The 17,583-nt window shown below is 66.9% G+C and carries 10 protein-coding genes and 1 tRNA gene; 5 read left to right on the top strand and 6 right to left on the bottom strand.

Features of this window, described 5'->3' with window-relative positions:
- Positions 1 to 98: 98 nt before the first annotated feature.
- Positions 99 to 1,031 carry a TraB/GumN family protein gene (locus ACTHQV_RS00055; protein WP_440487732.1) on the top strand — a complete coding sequence of 311 codons (933 nt, stop codon included), beginning with the start codon at positions 99 to 101 and terminating at the stop codon, positions 1,029 to 1,031.
- 269 nt (positions 1,032 to 1,300) lie between these two features.
- Here the strand turns inward: ACTHQV_RS00055 and ACTHQV_RS00050 are convergent, their stop codons facing one another.
- From ACTHQV_RS00050 to ACTHQV_RS00030, 5 genes are all read right to left on the bottom strand, one after another.
- A complete protein-coding gene (locus ACTHQV_RS00050) occupies positions 1,301 to 1,684 on the bottom strand; it encodes a hypothetical protein (protein ID WP_440487731.1) in 384 nt (127 codons plus the stop codon).
- 91 nt (positions 1,685 to 1,775) lie between these two features.
- Positions 1,776 to 2,828, bottom strand: a complete 1,053-nt coding sequence (locus ACTHQV_RS00045) for an aldose epimerase family protein (RefSeq protein WP_440487730.1) — start codon at positions 2,826 to 2,828, stop codon at positions 1,776 to 1,778.
- A gap of 116 nt (positions 2,829 to 2,944) precedes the next feature.
- Positions 2,945 to 5,797, bottom strand: coding sequence for a TIM-barrel domain-containing protein (locus ACTHQV_RS00040; protein WP_440487729.1), 2,853 nt, complete (start codon positions 5,795 to 5,797; stop codon positions 2,945 to 2,947).
- Positions 5,797 to 7,422, bottom strand: a complete 1,626-nt coding sequence (locus tag ACTHQV_RS00035) for a DUF5597 domain-containing protein (protein ID WP_440487728.1) — start codon at positions 7,420 to 7,422, stop codon at positions 5,797 to 5,799. The genes ACTHQV_RS00040 and ACTHQV_RS00035 overlap by 1 nt, the downstream gene beginning before the upstream one ends.
- Positions 7,423 to 7,825: 403 nt before the next feature.
- A complete protein-coding gene (locus ACTHQV_RS00030) occupies positions 7,826 to 9,625 on the bottom strand; it encodes a tetratricopeptide repeat protein (protein WP_440487727.1) in 1,800 nt (599 codons plus the stop codon).
- 233 nt (positions 9,626 to 9,858) lie between these two features.
- Here ACTHQV_RS00030 and ACTHQV_RS00025 point away from each other — a divergent pair, with 233 nt between their 5' ends.
- The gene (locus ACTHQV_RS00025; RefSeq protein ID WP_440487726.1) at positions 9,859 to 14,472 is read left to right on the top strand and encodes an NAD-glutamate dehydrogenase domain-containing protein; all 4,614 of its coding nucleotides are present in this window, start codon (positions 9,859 to 9,861) and stop codon (positions 14,470 to 14,472) included.
- 360 nt (positions 14,473 to 14,832) lie between these two features.
- Positions 14,833 to 15,237 carry a hypothetical protein gene (locus ACTHQV_RS00020; RefSeq protein ID WP_440487725.1) on the top strand — a complete coding sequence of 135 codons (405 nt, stop codon included), beginning with the start codon at positions 14,833 to 14,835 and terminating at the stop codon, positions 15,235 to 15,237.
- A 216-nt stretch (positions 15,238 to 15,453) separates the two neighbouring features.
- Here the strand turns inward: ACTHQV_RS00020 and ACTHQV_RS00015 are convergent, their stop codons facing one another.
- The gene (locus tag ACTHQV_RS00015) at positions 15,454 to 16,512 is read right to left on the bottom strand and encodes a PAS domain-containing protein (protein WP_440487724.1); all 1,059 of its coding nucleotides are present in this window, start codon (positions 16,510 to 16,512) and stop codon (positions 15,454 to 15,456) included.
- 222 nt (positions 16,513 to 16,734) lie between these two features.
- Between ACTHQV_RS00015 and ACTHQV_RS00010 the strand changes: the two genes are divergently transcribed.
- Positions 16,735 to 16,810, top strand: a tRNA-Thr gene (locus ACTHQV_RS00010).
- Positions 16,811 to 16,960: 150 nt separating this feature from the next.
- Entirely contained in the window at positions 16,961 to 17,509 is a 549-nt protein-coding gene (locus ACTHQV_RS00005) for a tyrosine-type recombinase/integrase (RefSeq protein WP_440487723.1), read from the top strand.
- The last annotated feature ends 74 nt before the right edge of the window (positions 17,510 to 17,583 follow it).

Here is a 17,583-nt window from a genome sequence, read left to right as displayed (position 1 = left end):
CGAAGCGTCTGCCGCGTCCGTTCCTGCGGCCTGTCGCATGGGAGCGGCCGCTGCTATGCAGGCGGCACCGCCGGTCCGCCGGCCCTGTGGAGACGCCGATGTCCTCGATCCTGCTGCGCTTCGGCGCCGCGTTCAGCCTGATGACCGCCCTGCCCGCCATGGCGCAGACCGCACCGGCCCCAGCCGCCGAGACCACGACCGACACCGCCGCCGCGACGTCGCGCGACGCCGATCCGGCCTTGTGGGTGGTCAAGGACAAGGACACGACGATCTATCTGTTCGGGACGATCCACGTCCTGAAACCCGGCCTGTCGTGGTTCGACGAAGCGGTGAAGACCGCCTTCGACAAATCGAACGAGGTCGTGCTCGAAATCCCGATGCCGACACCGGAACAGGCGCAGGCGGCGGTGATGAAGTCGGCGGTCAACGTGACCGGCCCGAAGCTGAGCGAAAAACTCCCCGCCGCCGAACGCGATGCCTATGCCAAGGCGGTCGCCGATGCCGGGCTGCCGGCGGGGGCGCTCGAACAGCTCGATCCGTGGTTCGCCGCCTCGACGCTGACGCTGGTGACGCTGCAAAAGCAGGGCTATGACCCGCAAAGCGGTGCCGAACAGACGATTTCGCAGGCGGCGAAGGTCGCAGGCAAACCGGTTACCGGCCTCGAGACGCTCGAACAGCAATTCGGCTTCTTCGACACGCTGTCCGACGCTGCGCAGGTCACGTTCCTGAGCGAAACGATCAAGGAACTGCCGACCGCCGGCGAACAGATCGACAAGATGGTCGATCAATGGGCGAAGGGCGATCCCGCCGCGCTCGCCGCGACGATGAACGAGGACATGACCGTCTCGCCCGAACTGCGCCGCGTCCTGCTGACCGATCGCAATGCCCGCTGGGCCAAGTGGATCGAGGAACGGATGAAGCGCCCCGGCACGGTCTTCGTCGCGGTCGGCGCGGGACATCTGGCCGGCACCGGCAGCGTGCAGGACGCGCTCAAGCGCTACAAGCTGCGCGCGACGCGGGTGAAATATTGAGGATAGCGTCGGCTGGCGCCCTACACCCGGTCGCAACGAAACGTCGCCCCAGCGAAGGCTGGGGCCTCGCGCGGCACCTGCCCCGCGCTATCACGCGGAGATCCCAGCCTTCGCTGGGATGACGGTCGGCGCGACACGGGTTGGATGAAGATCACAGAGCTGATCGCGCGCGGTGCACCCCACAAGAAAACGGCCGGCGGATCGCTCCGCCGGCCGTCAGGCATATGTCACGACAGCGGCCCGGAAGGGAGCCGCGATCGGTAATCGCATCAGGCGTTGCAGGCCTGCGCCGCCTTGCCCGGCTGGGTCAGGGTGATCGACTTCGGGGTGCCGGTCAGGCTGTACCCGCCCTCGGCGGTCAGCGGCTTGCCCGTTTCCTCGGCCTTCAGGCGGACGGGCATTTCGCCCTGCTTGGTGCGGAAATTCGCCTGCGTGTCGCCTTCGAAGAAGTCGACATAGACGAGGCTGTTGTCCTTGCAGCGGAACGTCACGCTCGCCTTGACGGGCGGGGGCAGTTCCACCGGCGCACGGTTGGCGAGCTGCGATGCCAGCGGATCGGGCGCGCGCGTGTCGAGCTGCTCCGGCTGCGACTGACCGCAGGCCGAAAGGGCGAAGGCCGCAGCGGTGGCGGCGAGGAGAAGGGGGTGCTTCATAGGATTAAAGCCGTTCGCAAACGCAAACGTTTTCGTCAAGCACGGTTGTGCGCCGCGCAACAAACGGTCGTCGCAGCGCGGTACGGTTCGATCAGTCGGTGGAGAACGCAAACCGTATAATGCTGTTCCACCGCTGGCCCGGATCGAGCCGTGCGGATGGGAATTCCGGCCGGTTCGGCGTGTCGGGATAGGCTTGCGGCTCCAGACACACGGCATCGCCCTGCCGGTACAGCCGCCCGCCCTTGCCCGGCTCCGCCCCGCCCAGGAAATTGCCCGAATAGAGTTGCAGCCCAGGCGCTGTGATCGACAGGGTCATCGTCCGCCCCGACTCCGGATCGGTCAGCGTTGCGGCGGGGCGCAGCGTCCCCGGCTCGCCGCGCACGATGAAATTATGGTCGTAGCCGCGTCCGATCGCGATCTGGTCGTCGCGCCCGTCGCGCACCCGCTCGCCGATCGCATGGGGGGTGCGGAAATCGAACGGCGTCCCCGCCACCGCGCGCTGCTCGCCAGTCGGGATCGATGTCGCATCGACCGGCAGAATTGCATCCGCCTCGATCGTCAGCAGATGGCGTAGCGCCTCGCCACGCCCGCTCAGGTCGAAAAAGGCATGGTTGGTCAGGTTGACGATCGTCGGCGCATCGGTCGTCGCGTCATATTCGATCGTCAGCGCCTGCGACGTCAGGCGATAGGTTGCGCCTGCCTGCACCGTCCCCGGATAGCCGGCATCGCCATCGGGGCTGGTCAGCGTCAGGCGGACCCATGCCGCGTCGTCGTCGCTGCCGATCTCGGCGACGTCCCACAGCCGCTGGTCGAACCCGTCCGATCCGCCGTGCAGATGGTTGGGCGCGTTGTTGGTTTCGAGGTCGTAGCTTTGGCCGTCGAGGCTGAAGCGCCCACCCGCGATCCGGTTGGCATAGCGCCCGACCGTCACCCCGAACCAGGACGGCCGGTCGCGATAGGATTGGACGTCGTCGAACCCCAGCACGATATCGGCCACCACCCCGCCACGATCGGGCACGCACAGCGATTGCAACGTCGCCCCGAACGGCAGGATGCGCGCCGACAGCTTACCCGCACGGACTTCGATCGCCTCGGCGGGAGCGCCGTCCAGCGTCCCGAATGCCACCCGCTTTGCGTCCGCCATACAACCTCTCCACCAACATTCGCCACGGTACCCCCGCGTAGGCGGGGGCCCAGAGCCAAGCAATGCACCGTTGGCGCTTGGAACCCTGGATCCCCGCCTGCGCGGGGATACGGACGTTACCGAAGCGGCACCGTCTTCTCCCGCCCGTCATACACGAACGCCGTCGCCGGATTGTCGGCAAAGTCCGGCGCCACCGCCGTCCCCGGCACATGGAAGCGCACCGACATCGCCCGCTTCGCCGTCATGCCCGGGAAACTGCCCTTGCGCGCGCCGATCGTCAGCGTCTTCGTCGCCTCGTTCCACGTTAGCGGAATCTGCGACGACTGCCCCTTGCGATAGCCTTCGGAAAGGCCGTCATCCTCGAACAGCGTGTACGCGCCGTCCCTGCCGGTAAAGACGTGCAGCACATAGGGCGCGTCGAGCTTCTCAGCGGTCGACTGCACCGCCGCCCCGGTCGGGACGATCGATCCGGCGCGGACAAAGAGCGGCAGCACTGCCATCGGCGCGGCGGCGGTGATCGTCTGTCCACCCTTCAGATACGCACCGGTCGTGAAGTCGTACCAGTCGGCCCCGGCCGGCAGATAGACCGAACGGCTGGTCGCGCGATACTGCGTCACCGGCGCCACCAGGAACGCCGACCCGAACATATATTCGTCGTCGACGCCCCAGCTCTTGCGATCGGCGGTGAAGTCCATCGCCAGTCCGCGCATCATCGTCCCGTCGCGGTGCCACGTCTCCGCCGCTAGCGAGGTGATGTACGGCAGCAGTCGGTAGCGCAGCCGGTCGTACTTCGCGAGCGCATCGTACAGCGCCGGATCGCTGGCACCCAGTTCATAGATTTCGCGATACGGCGTCTCGCCATGGCTGCGGAACAGCGGGCTGAACGCACCGAACTGGAACCAGCGCAGGTTCAGTTCCTTCCATTCGGCCAGATGCGCCGGGTCCTTCTTCGCATAGCGATCCTCGACCGCGAAGCCGCCGATATCATGCGTCCAATTGGGCACACCCGACATCGACAGATTGACGCCCGCCGAAATCTGATCGCGTAGATCGTCCCACCGCGACGCGACGTCGCCCGACCACAGCGCCGCACTGGCGCGCTGGATGCCGCCATAGCCCGACCGGGTCAGAATGAACGGCCGCACATTCGGCTTGGCGACGCGCAGGCCATCGGCGACCCCCTCGGCATGGATCAGCGGATAGCTGTTGAAGAATTCCTCCGCCGGCCCCTGCGCGGTCGGTCCCATCCGCTCGATGCGCTGTTCGATCGACAGGTTCGAATGGATGTCCGGCTCGGTCGCATCCATCCACCACGCGTCGAAGCCCTTGTCGACCAGCGCGTCCTTCATCTGCCGGAAATAGATGCTGCGCGCTTCGGGCGCATAGGGATCGTAGAAGGTGTTGAAATAGCCCTTGCCGACCCAGTCGCGTTCCTTCGCGATCAGATTGCCCTGGTACAGATAGCCCTTGGCGTTCAGTTCCTCGGCATTCTTGGTGTTCGGATAGAATTTCGGCCACACCGAAATCATGATCCGCGCATTCTGTCCGTGGACGGTCTCGACCATCTTCTGCGGCTGCGGGAAGCGTGCCGGGTCGAAGCAATGGCAGCCCCATTGATCCTCGGGCCAATAGAACCAGTCCTGCACGATATTGTCGAGCGGCAGGCCACGCTTGCGATATTCAGCGACCACCCCCTCGACCTCGGCCTGGGTATTGTAGCGCTGGCGGCTCTGCCAAAAGCCATAGGCCCAGCGCGGCATCAGCGCCGCCTTCCCGGTCAGCGCGCGATAGCCGGCGATGACGCCGTCCATATTCTGGCCGCCGACATAATAATAATCGAGCGCATGGGCAACGTCGGACGACCACCATAGCGAATGGCGGTCGGCCTCCGGCAGCGGATCGTTCTGGAACAGCGCGATATAGCCGGCATTCGGCTCCCACTCGATCCGGACCTCGGCGGCCTTGCCGGCGGTCATCGGCAGATCGAAATTATGGAACCACGGATTCCAGTTCTGCCGCCAGCGGTTCAGCACCTCCTTGCCGTCGACGAACACCTTCACATAGCTCGACGAATAGAGGCGGAATTTCTGGCCCCCCGTAGCGCTCGGCATGACGGTGCCGGTCCACACTACCTTCTGCGCCTGCACCGCATTGCCGGCGGTATTCTGTCCGGTGGTCGCGGCGACGGTCTGTGCCTTGGCCTCGGCCGGCCAGTTCGCCTGATCCTTGATGAACTGATAGTTGATCGTGCGCTCGCGCCGCGTCACCGCCAGCTTGTCGCCCAGATAATATTGCGCCTGCCACCCGGCCTGCCCGCCCGAGCTGACCTGCATTCCCTCGCCGACCAGCTTGTAGGGCTGCGGATTGCCGAAGCGGGTGATGCCGTTATTGTCCCACAACACGCCGTAATTCTTCGTCGACACGACGAACGGGATGCCGATGTCCATATTGTGCTGGGCGAGTTCGACGTCCTCGCCATTATAATTCATCTGCCGGTTCTGATGCTGGCCCAGACCGTAGAATCCTTCGTCGGTCCCGCGGTTGAACTGCTGTCGGATCGACACGAACTGCTCGCCCCCGGCGCTGCGCGGCGTAAAGGCGGCGCGCGGCGCTTCCTCCAGCGTCAGCTTGCCGGCGGCATCGCGGAAGCGGACCTGCCCGTCATCGGTGTCGATCTCGGCCGAGCCCCCGGCGGTCTTGACCACGACCATCTTCGGCGTCTCACGCACCGTGAAGGCACCTTCGGGCTTGGCGGTCACCATCAGGCTGTCGGGCGTGTCGAGCGTTGCGTCCGGCACCGCCGTCACCCGGAACCGGTCGGGACCATAGACCAGCACCCGCACCCGCTTGGCCGGCCCAGCATCGGGGGTCACGACGACGCCGCCCGGCACCTTCGCCACCTCGGCGGCCAGCGCCGGCATGGATACCGACAGGGCAAGCGACAACAGCGTCCAGCGAAGCGTCTTCATCAGCGATACGTCCCCATCGTCACGCGCAGCAGCATCGGCCGCGCGGTAAAGTTCAATCCATAATCGGTCTGGTCGCCGTTCATCACCCGGCGCGCCACGAAGCGGCCGTCATCGGCCAGCGTCCCTTCCTCGACCTTGATGAACATCGCGGTCTCGCCCTTGCTCTTGTCGGCTAGGTCGATGTTGACGCGGATGTCGGTGCCGGTGACCAGGAACTGGTCGGCCGCCAGTTGCAGCACCGCCATGCCGCCGACCGGCTGGGTGGCGCTCGGTGGTGGGGCGGCCTTCAGCCACGGCGAATCCATCGATCCGAACTGCCATTCGCCATATTTGGCCGACACCCGCCATCGGCCCAGGACCTTGCTCTGCTCGGCCTCCGGCGCGTCCTTGGCCGTGCCCCAGCCGGCGTTGGCATAGGCGAGTTTCGCCCAGCCGCGCGCCATCGGTTTCAGGAACGCATAGGGTCGCGCAAACGCATCCAGCGTCGCCTCGTCCAGCGTCACCGCGCCCAGCGGATGGTTGGAATAGCCGGTGTCGTCCATCCCGAACGGCGCCCAGCCGATCCCGCCACGCCCCAGCGTCGGCCACAGGAAGCGGGCGAAATCGGCGGCATTGCCGGTCTCGGGCACCAGCAGCGCATTGTCGGGGCGCGCATAATGATCGAGGAACTTCAGATAATCCTTGGCGCTGCGGGTATAGAGGTCGGGCGCGACCGCATCGATGTTCGGCGCCGCCGCCTTCCACACGTCGATCACCTGCCAGTCGGGACCGCCGCTCGCGCCCCCCGACTTGCCCGGCGGCGCGAACGGACCGCCGACCGCCGCGTTGACATACATGGGCAGCTTCCACACCGCCTTCCCCGCCGCGGCGATCCGGTCGATATAGCGCGCGGTGTACCAGGCGTTGAACGCCGGTTCGGCATTGTCGCCATAGACTTGGCTCCAGTTCCCGCGCTTGCCGGTCTGCTTCGCCAACTCGTGCGGCACGGCGCCGGCGAACAACCGGTTGGCCTCGGGCGAATAATCGCGCGCCTGCTGATACACCCCGGTCTCATTCTCCGGCTGGACCATGATGACGCTGTGGTCGGGGTCATGCTCCTTCAGATAGCGCATCAGCGCGACGAACGCCTTCCGGTCCGCTTCGAACGTCGCCTGCCCATGCGGCGACAGCGCATAATGCGTCTTGCCGTCCTTGGTCCGCATCCTGGGAAAGCGGGCATTGTCGCGCTTCACCCATGCCGGGACGTATCCGGGCGAGGTATTCTTCCACGTCCCGAACCACAGCAGCACAAGCTTGACGCCGCGCTCGCGCGCCTGCGGCAACAGCGCGTCGAGATAGCTGAAATCGAACTGTCCTTCGACCGGCTCGATCTGCTCCCATGCGACCGGGATCTCCAGCGTATTGGCATGCAGTCGTTCGACCATCGGCCATACCTGCGGCAGCATCGCGGGATAGTTGCTCGAGTTATTGGCCTGGATGCCGAGCATCAGGAAGGGCGCACCATCGACTATCAGCGCATGGCGGCCACCCCGGCTCTCGATCCGCGGCGCCTCGCCCGGCGCCGCCGACGCCGCCGCCCCCGCGACCAGCGCCCATGATGCCAGTGCCACCGCCCATCCGCGCATCGCCGCTCTCCCCGCCGCCACCGGCTTGCTGCCGACAACGTTGTCACGCCCTTACCGCGGGACGGCATATCAGACAATTGCCTTCTTTATTCGGGCGGCGTTGCTGTGGGTCAGGCGGGGGCTTGGAGCCCAACAGTACAACCCGTAGCGCCCAGTATCCTAGCCCCCTTGCGCGATACCTTCACAAAAATCCGCCGCACCGTATCCCCGCGAAGGCCGGGACCCAGGGCCACAGACGCAAGCCTTAGTTTGCTGGGCTCTGGACCCCCGCCTCCGCGGGGGTACGGCGGGGTCGGGGATAGGTAGAGGACGTTCGCATCTGCTTCGCCCGCACGAGGGCACTTTCAACACGGACGGCTTCCCCCTGCCGACCACACCCCGCAGTCGCCGTAAACCCAGAACCCTACCGCCCGCTCACCTTCGGCAACAACGCCGCCGCCGCCGCCTGCTCGGGTGTCTCGAACGGTCCCTTCGCCACCGGCAACAGCGTGCTGCGCGCCTCGTCGTCGATATCGCGCGCGACCAGTTCCTCGCCCAGCTTCAACCGCGGTTCCGGCGCAGCGGGCGCCGCCTGCACCACCTTGTACAGCCCGCCCACCGCGACATCGGTGGCGCGGTCGCCGGCAACCTCGAAACTGTTGTAATAGGCGATCAGCGGCAGGATGCCGTCGGGGTCCTGCCGGTTCGCCTTGACGATGAACCCGCGCGCCTCGTCCAACCGCTGGCGCCGCTCGTTCGCGGGCGCGCGCATCGCCAGCTGGGTCAGCGCGGTCCCCTTCCACACCATCGCATTGGTATCGGCGGGCGACTGGGCCAGCGCACGGTCGGCAGCAGCCAGGCATTCGGCCGGATTGCCCGCGCGACACTCGGCCTCGGCCAGCAGGAGTTGATTCTCGATCAGGTCGGGAAAGCGGGTCGCGTTGCCGCGCAGCCGCTCCAGCCACGCCGTGCGCCGCGCCAGCGCCGCGTCGCGCTTCGGGCCGCTGTCGGGCACGTCGATCCGCGCTCCCATTTCCAGCCGCCCACGGATCAGCCCCGCCTCGGCACGGGTCAGCCGGCGGATGGTCGGTTCGGCGATGCGATCGGCGGGAAAGGTGACGCGGTCGAACGGCGCCTTGCTGCCGCGAAACAGCATGACCGCGCGTTGCAGGTCGGCGGGCTTGCCGAAGACGCTCGCGGCGCGCTTCGGATCAGCCCCGCCGGCGACCGCGGCGAGATATTGTTCGAGCCGCGGTTTCCACGTGTCGTTGAAATACAGGAAATGGACCATTCGCCATGCGTGATAGGGGGTCCACGCCCGCCCCTCGCCGGTCAGGTAGCGGCCGTCGAAGACATGCTTGATCGGATATTCGCCGAACCGGTCCATGACCTTGAAGAAGCCTTCGGGACGCCGGCCGTAATCGATCGAGGTGTCCCCGGCGACGATGGTCGAGAAGAGTTCGCCGAACCCCTGCACGAACCAGCGCGGATAGGCGGCCGGGAAATAGGTCATCAGATAATTTTGGGCGAAGCCACTATACAGGCGAGATTCGGCAGTCTGACATACTGTAATCTCATTCACCGCGAACCATGACAGATATTCTGCGGTGTCTGGTTGCAGGCTGCCGCGGGCAATACTCTCACCGGAAGGGCGTAAGACAGGGAAGTTGCCTGAAATCGGGTTGTCGTCATCACCACCGCAATTTCGGCTTGTAGCTCGACCCGTTGACGGGCGCAGGATCAGGTTCAGCCCCGTCTCGGTCGTGGCCAGCACCGGGCCTTCCGGACGCGGATCGTAATAGATCGTCTGCGCGAACTCGTGCGGGTACGGACCATATTGCCAGCGCGAATCGGTCAGCCGCAGATGCTCGAACTCCGCCGCATCGCCAATGATCGTCACCGAAATCTTGATCGTGTTGTCGGGCTGATCGACCCGCCCCAGCAGCGCCGACAGCAGAAAATGCAGCTTTTCCAAATTGTGCGCGGTCGCGCGCAGCCGCTTCTCGTCGCCCTGGCTGAACACTGCGACGTGCGGCGTTTCCGCCATCCGCCAGCCGCTCATCTCGATCTTCTTCCCGTCGACCTTCTGCGCGTTCGTACTGCGGCCGGTGACGGTAATGGTGGTGTCGCCGTTGCGGACCGGCGCGGTCAGCTGGGCATCAGCGGGGGCAGCGACAGCGATCGCCGCACCGGCACAAGCAACGAACAGTAAACAGCGTTTCATATTGCTATGCTCCACTTGCCCGTGCAACGGGATCGATCGACATCAGGCGCCCTAATCTTGCGGAATGCAAGTCGTTCGATGGCGATATTGCGGCTGATCTGGATGTGATCGCTACCAAACCACCGTAAACCGGGATCGGCAGGGCACGAGTAATATAATTGCCGCATTGCGAAATTTTGTTCGCATGTGCCACAAGGGTTGAGCCGGCCAACAAGGAGTCGCATAGCCCGGGCATGACACCAAAAGCCAAGCTTGCCCGCCCCCTGGAAACGCTGCTGGTCGACAGTGCGCTCCCCGGCGAAATCGAAGGTCTGGACGGCGCGGCCCGCGCCGATGCCGCGCAGTTCGTGGCGGCGACCGCTGCGCACCGCTCGCCCGGCACGGTCAGCGTCGCGCTGGAGACGCTCAGCCGGGGCGAGGCACGGCGGATGCGGCTGGCGGTCATCAACGACGACATGCCGTTCCTGGTCGATTCGATCGCCAGCACCATCGTCGCCCACGATATTGCCATCGACCGCATCCTCCACCCGGTCGTGCCGGTTACCCGCGACGCGGCAGGGACGCTCACCGATCTCGCGGGCGAGGGTCGCCGCGAATCGATGATCTATATCGAAATGGAGCGCGCCGATGCCCGCGTGCGCCACGCGCTGGTCGCCGAGATCGAACGCAATCTCGACCATGTCCGCGCCGCCGTCGCCGACTGGCGGGCGATGCAGGCGGCGATGCAGGCCGATGCCGCGCGGCTGACCGCGCATGCCGACACCGCCGAGGATGCGGCGCTGCTCAACTGGTTCGTGGCGGGCAACCTGACGCAATTGGCGCATGAGACATGGTCGCGCGACGGCGTGGTCGGCGAACGCCTCGGCCTGTCGCGCGCGCGGCTGGAGGTGCCGCTGCTCGCCGACGCATCGCGCCAGCGCGCGATCGAATGGTTCGATGCCGGCAACCGCCAGCCGCTGCTGCTCAAATCCAACTGCATCTCGACCGTCCATCGCCGCGCCCCGGTCGATCTGGTGCTGGTGCCGGTGGTCGAAGGGGACATGGTGACCGGCGTGTCGATCCATGGCGGGCTGTGGACCAGCGCCGCGTTGCAGGCCGATCCGGCCGAGGTGCCGGTGCTGCGCCGGAACCTGGCGGAATTGCGCGCCAAATTCGGCTTCGACCCGTCGGGCCATGCGGGCAAAGCGCTGAACCACGCCATCTCGACGCTGCCGCACGACCTGACCACCGCCTTCAGCCCGGAGGCGCTGGAGCAGCTGGCGCTGACCGCCATGTCGGTCGCCGATCGCCCGCGCTCGCGGCTGGTGCTGATCCGCTCGGCACTGGGGCGGCATCTCTTCGCCTTCGTCTGGCTCGGCCGCGACGATGTGACGACGCAGCGCCGCCTCGCGATCGGCGACATGCTGGCACAGGCGGCCAACGCCTCGATCCTCAACTGGTCGATCGCGATGGAGGATGGCGAAGCGGCGCTGATCCGCTACGTCCTCGACCTGCGCCAGGACGGGCGGATGCCCGAAGCCGCCGAGCTCGACCGGCGTATCGAACGCATGGTGCGCGGCTGGCGCGCCGCGGTCGAAGGCGCGCTCGCCGAACTCGCACCCGAGGGGGCGACGCGCATGGCGCTGCGCTTCGCCAACGCCTTCCCCAACAACTATCGCAATTCCAACCTCCCCGACGAAGCGGCGCGCGACATCGTCCGCGTGGCGGGGCTGACCGATGCGACGTCGCGCTCGGTGCGCATCCTGTCGGCGCCCGGCGAACGGATGCGGATCAAGGTGTATCGCCGCGGCGGCGCGCTGCCGCTGTCGGATGCGGTGCCGGTGTTCGAGAATTTCGGTTTCCGCGTGATCGAGGAACTGCCGACCCGGCTGGAGGATGACGAAAAGAGCTTCATCCATGATTTCGAGGTCGAGATCGCATCGGGCAACGCCCCCAAATTCGACGTCGCCGTGGTCGAGCGCGCGATCGAGGCGGTGCTGGAGAACCGCGCCGAAAACGACGCCTTCAACCGCCTGACCGTCGAGGCCGGTATCGCCCCCGTCGCCGTCGTCCTGCTGCGCGCGTGGTTCCGCTATCTGCGCCAGACCGGATTGAGCTACAGCCTCGCCACTGCCGTCGACGCGCTGCGCCGTGCGCCCGGCGTCGCCACCGCGCTGATCGAGCGGTTCAACGCCGCCCACGATCCCTCGCGCTCCGACCGCGACGCCGGCATCGCCGCCGCCGACGCCGCGATCGAAACCGGTCTCGATGCGGTGTCCGCGATCGACGACGACCGCATCCTGCGCAGCTATCGCGGTGTCGTCGCCGCCACGCTGCGCACCAACGCCTTCGCTCCGGCCGCCAACGAAGCGCTCGCCTTCAAGCTCGACAGTGCCAAGGTCCCCGGCCTGCCCAAGCCGCTGCCGTGGCGCGAGGTCTTCGTCTATTCGCCCAGGGTCGAGGGCATCCACCTGCGCGCCGGCCCGGTCGCGCGCGGCGGCCTGCGCTGGTCCGACCGCCGCGACGATTTCCGCACCGAAATCCTGGGCCTGATGAAGGCGCAGCGCGTCAAGAATGCGGTGATCGTGCCGACCGGGGCCAAGGGCGGCTTCTACCCCAAGCAGCTCCCCGCCCCGTCGAACCGCGACGCGTGGCTGGCCGAGGGGACCGAGAGCTACCGCATCTTCATCCGCTCGCTTCTGTCGATCACCGACAATATCGTCGATGGCAAGGTCGTGCATCCGCAGGGCGTGACCATCCATGACGGCGAAGACCCCTATTTCGTCGTCGCCGCGGACAAGGGCACCGCGACGTTCAGCGACGTCGCCAACGCCCTCGCCCTCGAACGTAACTTCTGGCTGGGCGACGCCTTCGCCAGCGGCGGCAGCGTCGGTTACGACCACAAGGCGATGGGCATAACCGCCAAGGGCGCGTGGATTTCGGTCCAGCGCCATTTCCTCGAACTCGGCGTCGACGTGCAGACACAGGCGATCGACGTGGTCGGGTGCGGCGACATGTCGGGCGACGTGTTCGGCAACGGGATGCTGCTGTCCAAGGCGATCCGGCTGAAGGCCGCGTTCGACCACCGCCACATCTTCCTCGATCCCGAACCCGATGCGGCGGCCAGCTGGACCGAACGCGACCGGCTGTTCGCACTGCCCCGGTCGAGCTGGGCCGATTACGATCCCTCGCTGATTTCGGCGGGCGGCGGCGTGTTTCCGCGCACCGCCAAGACCATCGCGCTCACCGATCCGGTCCGCGCAATGCTCGGCGTGACCGAGCGCGAGATGGAGCCGAGCGCGCTGATCTCCGCGATCCTCAAAGCGCCGGTCGACCTGATCTGGTTCGGCGGCATCGGCACCTATGTGAAAGACCGTGCCGAAAGCCATCTCGACGTCGGCGATCCCGCCAACGACCGCATCCGCGTCGATGCGCAGAGCCTGCGTGCCAAGGCGATCGGCGAAGGCGCGAACCTGGGCGTGACGCAGGCGGCGCGCATCGCGTTCAGCATGGCCGGTGGGCGGATCAACACCGACTTCATCGACAATTCGGCCGGCGTCGATTGTTCGGATAACGAGGTCAACATCAAGATCGCGCTGAACCGCGAAGTGATCGAAGGGCGCCTCGCGATCGACGATCGCAACGCGCTGCTCGCCCGGATGACCGACGATGTCGCGCATCTGGTGCTGGAGGATAACCGGCTTCAGACGCTGGCGCTGTCGGTGATGGAGAATGACGGGCCCGTTGCGGTGCCGAGCTATGTCCGCGTCATCGAACTGCTCGAAGCCGCCGGCAAGCTCGACCGCGTGGTGGAGGGGCTGGCGACCAGCGACGACTATGTCCGCCGCGCACAGGACGGCCGCGGCCTCACCCGCCCCGAACTCGCGGTGCTGCTCGCCAGCGTCAAGCTGGCCTTGCAGGAGGCGATCGAGCACGCCCCGATCGCGACCGATGCCGACATGGCCGGCGACCTGCTTGCCGCCTTCCCGCGCGAGATGCAGGAAACCCACAAGCAGGCGATCCTCGACCATCGCCTGCGCGGCGAAATCGTCGCGACCAAGCTCGCCAACCGGATCGTCAACCGGCTGGGCGTGCTCCACGTCTATGAACTGGCCGAGGAAGAGGGCGAGGCGCTGGCCGATATCGCCGCGATGTTCGTCGCCGCCGAACGGCTGTTCGACATCGATGCGCTCTACGACCGGATCGAGGGCGCCGACATTTCGGAACGCGCCCGCATCGCCCTGCTCGACGAGGTCGCGGTCGGGGTGCGCTCGCAGATCGCCGACCTGCTACGCGCATTCCCTGCCGGCACCATGCCCGCCCACGCCGTCGCGCATCTGCAAAAGGGGGTGGCGAGCCTCGCCGGACAGACCAGCTCGCTGCTGCGTGCCGAGGCCGCGCAACAGCGCGACCGCATCGCCGGTGTGTTGCAGGATGCCGGCGCGCCGCAGGAACTGGCCGGACAGGTCGTGCGCCTGTTCGAACTCGACGGCGCGGTCGGCCTCGCCGATCTCGGCCGCCGCCTGAAGCTAGACGAAACGCGGCTGACGCTCGCCTTCACCCATTTGGGCTTCGCATTGGGACTGGATTGGGCGCAGGCGGTGGCGGCGCGCATCCAGACCGGCGATCCGTGGGAACGTCTGCTCATCGCCGGCCTCGCGCGCGATTTTCAGCAGCTGCGCTTCGACTTCCTGGGCCGCAACGCCGGCAAGGACCCGCAGGCCGCGGTCGAGGCATGGCTGGACGCGAACCGCGACCGCGTCGCCCAGTTCGCCGCCCTCGTCCACCGCGCTCGCCAGGCCCCGGTGGCCAGCGCCGCGATGCTCGCCCAGATCGCCGGGCAGGCCCGGGTGCTGCTCGCGCGGTAAGACGGTCGCTGTTCCCTCTCCCGGCGGGAGAGGGAGGGAGCGGCGCAGCCGCGGAAGGGTGAGGGTGACCGGAACCGTGCGGTAGACTGGACCGGCAGCACGCCTCCCGCCGCCCCCGGGCTCCGGGGTCCCACTTCTCGCACGATTGCGGAAAGAAGCAGGACTCCGGCGCAGGGCAAGCCCCGCTGCGAACGTCGCGCCCCTCGACCGCATATCCAGCGCAGCCCACCGGAGGCCGGCGCCCGAGCCACCCTGCAAACGTCCGGTCATTCCGGACATGCAGGTGTAACCTCGCCGAAGTACCCGTCGGCTGATCGGAAACCCCGGCAGGATCGGGCCGGCAGCAGCGGGATACTAGAAATGATCGGAATGCTGTGGGCGTCCATCGCGCCCGTGGCGCTGTCGGCCGCATCACCCCCGGTCGCGCCTTCCTTCTGTCAACGCATGGCGGCCGAGCTGCCTATGAAGGAAAAGCGCGTGGCTGGAACGCGGCGCGCCATCGACCTGCAAATGTTGACCGCCGGGCAGCGTTGGCTGACCGGGGGCAGCACCTCGTTCAGCATGAGGCTCGACCCCGTCGACGATACGCCGGGGGAGCGGGAACGCGTGGAAAATATGTGCCGTTCGTCGCCTTGCACGATGGAGGGGCCGCTTCGTTTCACCCTCGGACTGAAGGATGGCACCGTCCGTGTTTTTGACGGCCGCGCAGGCGAGCGCATGCGCGTCGAGATGGTGGGAACACGTATCCGCTGCTCCGACCTGTAGGTACCGCAATCGGCGCCGACCCCCGGCAGGCGAAGACCTGCCGGACGCCGACCCGTTCGCTGATAGCGTCGGAAACGGGGCCGGTCGGGGCGACCGGGCTCGGCCGATCGGTCCCTCGCGCCCGCTCAGGCAGCCATTCAGGCGATCACCGCGCTCGGGGACCGGATCGCGCGCGGCGTCGGCGATGGCCGCACGGTCGCCCGCGCCGCGCTCGCTTCAATATCCCAGATCGCGCACCGCGGTCTCGACGAACGCCGCATCGGCATGGACCCGACCGATGATCTCGACCGATCCGGCATCGACCGCGCGCGCCAGCAGCACGACATAGGGTTCGTCGCCCGGCGCGACCGGCACGACCACGTTCGGCGTGGCGGCCGGGCGGGCGCCGGTGCGTTCGTTCCATTCGGCGAACTCGCCCTCGCCCACGCCGGCGCGCTGCGCGCGGGCGAGCAGGCGGGCATGGCCTTCGTGCGGCGTGCCGAACAGCAGGCGGACCAGCGTCTCGACCGGCGCGCGCGGATCGACGGTCAGCCCGGCGCCGGCCAGCATCGCCGCATAGCCGGCCGCGTCGCGGTCGCTGGCGATCAGGAAGTCGTAGGCGGCGGCCAGCGCATCGGGCGATGCCGGGGCCGCCTCGATCGTGCGGCGCGTCGCGACCAGCTGCTCGGCCAACGTCGGTGCGGGGGCGGCGGCCGGGGTCGGCGCTATCGGTGCGCTCGGTCCGTCGGCCCATGCGGCGGCGGTGGCAAGGACGGGGCTGCGGCGCGGGGTAGTGGTGCGGCGCGCCTCGGTCAGCTCGGCTGCCAGCTGCGACTGGACGCTGGCGTCGACCACTTCCTTCCAGTTGATGACGCCGTACAGGTAATCGATCGCCTCGCCGTCCGACGAGAACGGCATCAGGATGCCGCGATAGAGCATCGGAAAGCCGCGATGGCCGACGAATTCGGCCTCGAACCCGATCGGCGCGCGGTTGGCGATGATCTGCAGATAATGGTCGGTCAGCCGCGACAGCAGCGATCGCGACGGTACCTGCGACAGGCGGACGATCGACGAATCGGTGCCGCTTTCCTCGCGCAGGGCATGGCCGAGGAACCGGATCTCGGCATCGTCCTGTCCGCCGGTGAAGTCGAGCAGGACGCTATTGGGTCCGAAATCGGCGATGCCCGCGGGGTCGAGCGACTCGATCAGCGGACACGGCCGCCCCTGCAGCAGCGACACCCAGTAGTTGTAGGCGCGGACATGCATCCGCCGCTCGTCGGTGCCGACGGAGACCACTTCGCTACCAACACCCTCCCGGTCCCCATCCCCCCGCTCCGAAGACCCACCCACGATATCCATATTCAGATCTCCATGGGCCTTCTGCCCGATCGCTCGCCTTGTGTACCACGCGTGGTAAACGTCCGGTAAAGCGCATGGGCACACTTTCCAGCGGAAATCCACTTGCCACCCCCGCCCCCCACTGCTAATCGCCCGCGTCCAGACGGCAAACCGTCCCGGGCCGCTTTAGCTCAGTTGGTAGAGCATCGCATTCGTAATGCGGGGGTCACAGGTTCGAGTCCTGTAAGCGGCACCACCACGTCCCCGGAACAAACCTGGAAAACCGCAGAAATCTGCGGTAAACTGCCTCTCGGCGGTCCCGTGAAATCTCATTATGTTCCGCCGTGGCCCACTCAAAAGGGGCCACGAATCATGGAGCCACGAACGTTGCAGGAGGCGTGGCCCCATGCTTACGGTTGTGCAGATCCGGGCGCTGAAACCGGCAGAGCGTCCCTACAAGGTGGCTGATTCGGACGGCCTGTATCTATTGGTGCAGCCATCCGGCGCCCTGCTCTGGCGCTTTCGCTACCGGTGCTGCGGCATCGAGCGCAAATTATCGCTGGGCAGTTTCCCCGATGTCACCTTGGTGCAGGCGCGCCGGAAGCGCGACGAGGCCAAGGCCGAACTCGATGACGGGATCGATCCCGTCGAGGAGAAGCGCCAGCGGCGGCTGAAGGCCGAACTGGCGGCGCAGACGACGTTCGCGCTCGTCGCCGGGGAATATATCGAGAAGATGGAGCGCGAGGGACGTTCCCCCGCCACCATCAAGAAGGCGCGCTGGTTCCTGGCACTCCTCGACGGCATCGCCAAGCGTCCGATCGCGGCGATCACCCCGCATGAGCTTCTCGACGTGCTGAAGCGGGTCGAGCGTCGCGGGCATCATGAGACGGCGCTTCGGCTCCGCTCCTTCGCCGGCCGTGTCTTCCGCTATGGTTTCGCGACCCTGCGCACCTGAACAGCCCCCAGCGGGTGGTCCGGCATGTTAGTTAGTGCATTGTCGTCTCCGCCGCCATTGCCGGGCGTAGGTGG

This window comes from Sphingomonas sp. SAFR-052, assembly GCF_051965015.1.
Taxonomy (GTDB): domain Bacteria; phylum Pseudomonadota; class Alphaproteobacteria; order Sphingomonadales; family Sphingomonadaceae; genus Sphingomonas.
The sequence above is the reverse complement of the archived record's forward strand: the minus strand, read 5'-3'. Positions and strand labels throughout refer to the sequence as shown.